Consider the following 4,608-nt stretch of genomic DNA (forward strand, 5'->3'; position numbering starts at 1 on the left):
GCGTATCGCTCTTAGTAAAATCGACGACCTTGCTGTGAATCCTGGTCGAGATGCTGTATTAGGACAGACATTCTATATAACATTACGAAAACTAATTAATCAGTATGTCAACGCTGCAATTACTCCGACGCAATTTGCTGAACAGACCCATGCTGAAATAAAAAAGTTTCTCGGAGTGAGTTAGCGGGTAATCCTAGTTGGGGCGATATCTTTAAAAATCTTGGTCTTGCTCTGGCTACGTTTGGTGTTCCTTATGCCTTGGCTGCAGGCTATAAACATCGATGGTTCCTTGTTAATAACAGTCAAGAACACATCAGTCCGCAAAATATATCCGACCTAGATAATGAAATTGAACAGCTCATTCAGCCTTAGGCTATGTAATGTTGCAGTTTTTTGACGATTTATTAACATTTCTTGATGCAACAAATCGAGATTGTCATATTGTTAATGGGATTTGGCTTGAAGTATAAACCATCATTCGTTTTTGTAACGGAGCCAAAAATTCTATTTCGATATTCCATTTATTGTTAATAGTTAAACAATTAGTAATTTTTCCACTAAGATAGAACTACCTTTTACTGTGAAAGATTATATCGAGCTAAAATATTTGACAGGTAAGAGCTAATTATCAGTTCTTCCATATCTATTAGAGGCCAAAAAGGGAATCATGCCAAACGAATTAGTAGTGAATATTAATAAAAAACATATAAATGGAAGCGGCCAAATGGGCAGCCATTTTTATTCAATCATTGAAAGAATATGTCAACAGGAGTGCGACAAACTTCGGTTAATTCACACAGAACAAACCATTTCAAGAGTGACCAATATAGACAAAGCATTAAATAGACTGAGAATGGCTATTGTTTTAAGGCAAAAAATTGTAAATCCCAACGTAAAAGAAATCACTCAAGTTAAAAATGAAGAAAATTTATCTCGTTTATTGGACTATGATTTCTCCAATATTGATACCTTATTAACGTTTAAATCTCAAACAATCTCGTGGGGTGATAAAAAACACGCGTTTATAGTGATGAGTATCTTTCTCAAGGTGGTATGGAGTTTTCGATACAAGATGAAGATGAATATGACTATATTTATGAGTATAACACCTACCCTTCGCTGCAAGAGGCTTTGCAAGAGCTAAGAATGGATAGTTCTAAGTATTACTCGATGTTTACAAAAAGCTTTAACGATTCCATTTGTGTAAAAATCAAGAAAGAGGTTGATTTAGTAATTCCAACTATCATCACTATTCAACCAGAGACAGAAACAGAAACCAACAATCAAGGTAATTGGTGTTATACTAGCAGAGTGTGGTGAAGGATTTCATAAGTCTAAAGAATTCAAAGGAAATGGTCGATTGACAAATACTGCTTATCCCCACCATGTAAATGAATACAAGGGGTTTGGAGTCCAATGGAACGGAAACCTACGCTAAGAGAGTTTTCTAGGGGCATCGTCAAGTTAACTTTTTCTGACGCAAGAAAGATGCAAACCCGAATTTTAGGCGCAAAGCAGCGCTGTTGCAGCAGATTGCCAAATTTCTTTAGCATTCTGAAACTAGACTCGTTGCTTTGCTGCCGAGTTCGTGTAACGACCAACCGCTATAGCAAAGAGATTTCTGGTTTTCCCCATGAGCGCCAGGACATGTTGAGCACTGGCGGGTGATTTGAAACGAATAAGGCATTTTTCTTTTCTACGAGTCGGTTGATGGGCATTCTCGGCGCGGTTATAAGTCAATGGGGTCAGACTCGATTGATTCTTCTTTCTTGATACCTCAGCGATTTTCTATCGCCCCCTTTTTCACTAGACACTACCTTCCGATTTAATTTTTGATCAATTGTACTTTTAAATTCTTTATTACCTAAAACCCAACATTTATTTGTATTTTCTCTGATTTCATCAATTATTTCCTGCTCTAAAGTTAAGGTAAATAATTTTTGATAGTTTTTAAATTGATCTTCCTTAGAGATACCTAATCGTTCGTATTCAGCATGGGGAGTTATTAAAGCATTTAATTCTCCTAAGGCGTTGTGTCGATAGCTTGACCAAGGATATGCCGATGGGTCGAACACCATCTTGGCTCGTACAGGATTCAATTCTATATACTGCATACATCTTAATAAATAATGCTCTGTATCAATCAATGATGCTTTGTAACGACCTTCCCACAAGGTACCTGTTCGGTGATAGTTGTAATTAAAGTATTGTACATAATATCTCCCAAGCACTTGCATCACCTTACTCATGCTTTCTTCAAATAAAGGTGTCAGAAGTAAATGTATATGATTTGTCATTAGTACATAAGCATGTATGTGGCAGCCATAATCCTTTGCGGCTACAAATAACTTTTCCAAAAATAGTCATAATCGTTCGGACTACAAAAAATTGCTTGACGATTATTTCCTCGTTGAATTACATGTTGCGGTTGACCGGGTAGCACAAAGCGTGGTTGGCGTGCCATACAAACTCTTGCTCTTTCCATAGCTATAAGTTGGCGAGTTTAAATAAGACTTTCTACAATATCAATCCGTGAAAATTAATATTGTCATTTAAATCAATCGAGTCTGACCCCATGATTTTCATGAAAAGGCATAGCCATGTAGTATTTTTGTAAGGCTAACATGGCTTTAAAACTTGGATGATATTTTTCCGGGTGGACATGAGCTGGAATTTTGGCTGAAAAGACTTCATTACATAAAGCGCAGCGTAGCTTCTCAATCCAGTATTTATCAACGGATGCTAGATTTTGTCCTTTTATATTAATAAGGATACCTGGGTTGATGGAATAAAGCCTGCCACCACAGTGATGTGGGCATAGTTGTCCCGCACTTAGGGACTCTAAGGCAATGGTGTGTTCTTGTGCCTTGATGTAGGTGGTATGCGCAAGGCGTCCATGTCCTGTGGGGATTTGTCTTGTTGTTTCGTGGTCTTATCTCCTTTGCCAAAGATAAGTCGCTTTAAATTGGATACGGTTATTTTATGCTCGACCAGTGCGCGCGGAATCCAGGAAGCCAGGTGAATACACCCAATGACAAAAGGTTTTGTTCCCTCTGGTAAGTTTGATGAGTGTACCAATGCAATGATCTGATCAACGTCTTCTTGTGATTTTTCAATGACAATCGGTAGTTCTTTTGCTGGTGTCATGTAGCAACCCTGCTCCTCTTAAGGGCAGCAAGGTTAGCTAGCAGTCCTAATAAAATCAATAAGTTGGGGCGAAAATAATAACTCAATGCTTTTTTGCCGCAAATCTACGATGATTTTAAAAGGCGGCTTTATGGTCAATGGCACAAATAAACCAGACCCTGTCAAATAAGTTTTTAGGCAGGGGGATATCATACGAATGAAACACGGTATAATCCCTGATGATCTATGGCAACGTCGTAAAAAGATTATTGTGAATATTTGTGGAAAGAAGAGAACTAGGATGAAAATTGCTTTTATTTTATTTCAAAGAGGTGAAACTCAAGCATTAATGAATACTATGAAAAATTTAGTTAAAAAAATGAGTATGAATTATGTATCATTCCTGTGGGTCAAGTTGCTGCACAAACAGTTTTAGAAGAGAAAGAATTGGAAAGAGTGATATACATGCCAAATTTTATCAAAAATGGGTTTGGAACGGCAACCGATCTTTATATTCACTTTAATGAAGAGGATATATTAGAAATAACTCGACATTGTAAGGAATATGATAATTTTGTTATAGGATCATCCTCGACGATACAAGAGCAAATTGCTGAAACTTTGCCTACAACAAGTAACCGTATGATTTATTTTGATGTAGGTGGCAATACAAATAAAATAAAAAAATTTTCTTCTATTTCTAATGTATTACTATTCACAAATATTAAAATTTCAAACTTTAGCCTTAAATATTATAGAAGAGCTTAATTTAGATAATCCCCCCTCAAGTTCTTTATGCGCGTCACGGTGAGTTTGATAGTTGGATTAATTATTGTATTGACCAGAATCAAGAGTTAAAAAATGAAATCAGATCTGTTTTACAAATTTGTTCAACAGATAAACTAATTCTTTGGGCTGGCAATTATAGAATACCCATCACAAATACCGATGAAGAGGCTCTGGCTTTTAAAATTTTTATGGATGCCTTTAAACAATTTAAAGATAATTATCAATTACGTATTACCTTACATCCCAGTATAACTAAAAGCTTTAATCAAGAAGAAATTGAAAAAATCAAACAAATTTATTATTACAATACTCTCGTTGAATCAGGATTTGATAGAATCGAAATTGATAAAATGATAACTAATACTAATACGCTTGAAGTGGCTTCCGTCTCAATAGCCATGTTTTCTTCTGGCTCATCAACCTCAACTCAGGCAGTTTTTATTGGAACTAGAGCCAAAAATATTATTCTTGAGGAGGATGAAAGTCGCGAAATAAGTTTCCCAGGTGTGAAAAATTTAAACTCCCCTCAATTTATAGCTAAATCTTTATTGAAATGGCTCGATAAAGATCGCTATGATACAAATTCAGAGGCTTATCGAAGTAAAATACAAAAACTTAATATTCCAAATGAATCTACGGAATCTATTATCGAAAATCTTATTATCTAAAATCATTTATATTAAAGCTTTAAAA

General features: G+C 35.7%; 7 protein-coding genes. 4 read left to right on the forward strand and 3 right to left on the reverse strand.

Annotation, left to right across the window (positions count from 1 at the left end):
* The coding region (locus BN58_RS31455) for a hypothetical protein (protein ID WP_040916040.1) at positions 1-184 on the forward strand (184 nt) is incomplete at its 5' end.
* A gap of 483 nt (positions 185-667) precedes the next feature.
* Positions 668-1,144 carry a hypothetical protein gene (locus tag BN58_RS02275; protein ID WP_019215462.1) on the forward strand — a complete coding sequence of 159 codons (477 nt, stop codon included), beginning with the start codon at positions 668-670 and terminating at the stop codon, positions 1,142-1,144.
* Between the two features lie 416 nt (positions 1,145-1,560).
* Here BN58_RS02275 and BN58_RS37405 read toward each other — a convergent pair whose 3' ends face one another.
* From BN58_RS37405 to BN58_RS21390, 3 genes are all read right to left on the reverse strand, one after another.
* On the reverse strand, positions 1,561-1,740 hold the full coding sequence (locus BN58_RS37405) for a hypothetical protein (protein ID WP_156812314.1): 180 nt from the start codon (positions 1,738-1,740) through the stop codon (positions 1,561-1,563).
* 5 nt (positions 1,741-1,745) lie between these two features.
* Complete coding sequence (locus tag BN58_RS21385) at positions 1,746-2,357, reverse strand: transposase (protein WP_198009799.1); 612 nt, start codon at positions 2,355-2,357, stop codon at positions 1,746-1,748.
* Between the two features lie 484 nt (positions 2,358-2,841).
* Complete coding sequence (locus BN58_RS21390; RefSeq protein WP_019215463.1) at positions 2,842-3,147, reverse strand: hypothetical protein; 306 nt, start codon at positions 3,145-3,147, stop codon at positions 2,842-2,844.
* A 384-nt stretch (positions 3,148-3,531) separates the two neighbouring features.
* Here BN58_RS21390 and BN58_RS02295 point away from each other — a divergent pair, with 384 nt between their 5' ends.
* Both BN58_RS02295 and BN58_RS02300 read left to right on the forward strand, forming a co-directional pair.
* The gene (locus BN58_RS02295) at positions 3,532-3,894 is read left to right on the forward strand and encodes a hypothetical protein (RefSeq protein WP_156812315.1); all 363 of its coding nucleotides are present in this window, start codon (positions 3,532-3,534) and stop codon (positions 3,892-3,894) included.
* A gap of 209 nt (positions 3,895-4,103) precedes the next feature.
* A complete protein-coding gene (locus tag BN58_RS02300) occupies positions 4,104-4,583 on the forward strand; it encodes a hypothetical protein (protein WP_019215466.1) in 480 nt (159 codons plus the stop codon).
* Positions 4,584-4,608: the final 25 nt, after the last annotated feature.

Origin of the sequence: Legionella tunisiensis, assembly GCF_000308315.1 — a bacterium.
Taxonomy (GTDB): Bacteria; Pseudomonadota; Gammaproteobacteria; order Legionellales; family Legionellaceae; genus Tatlockia; species Tatlockia tunisiensis.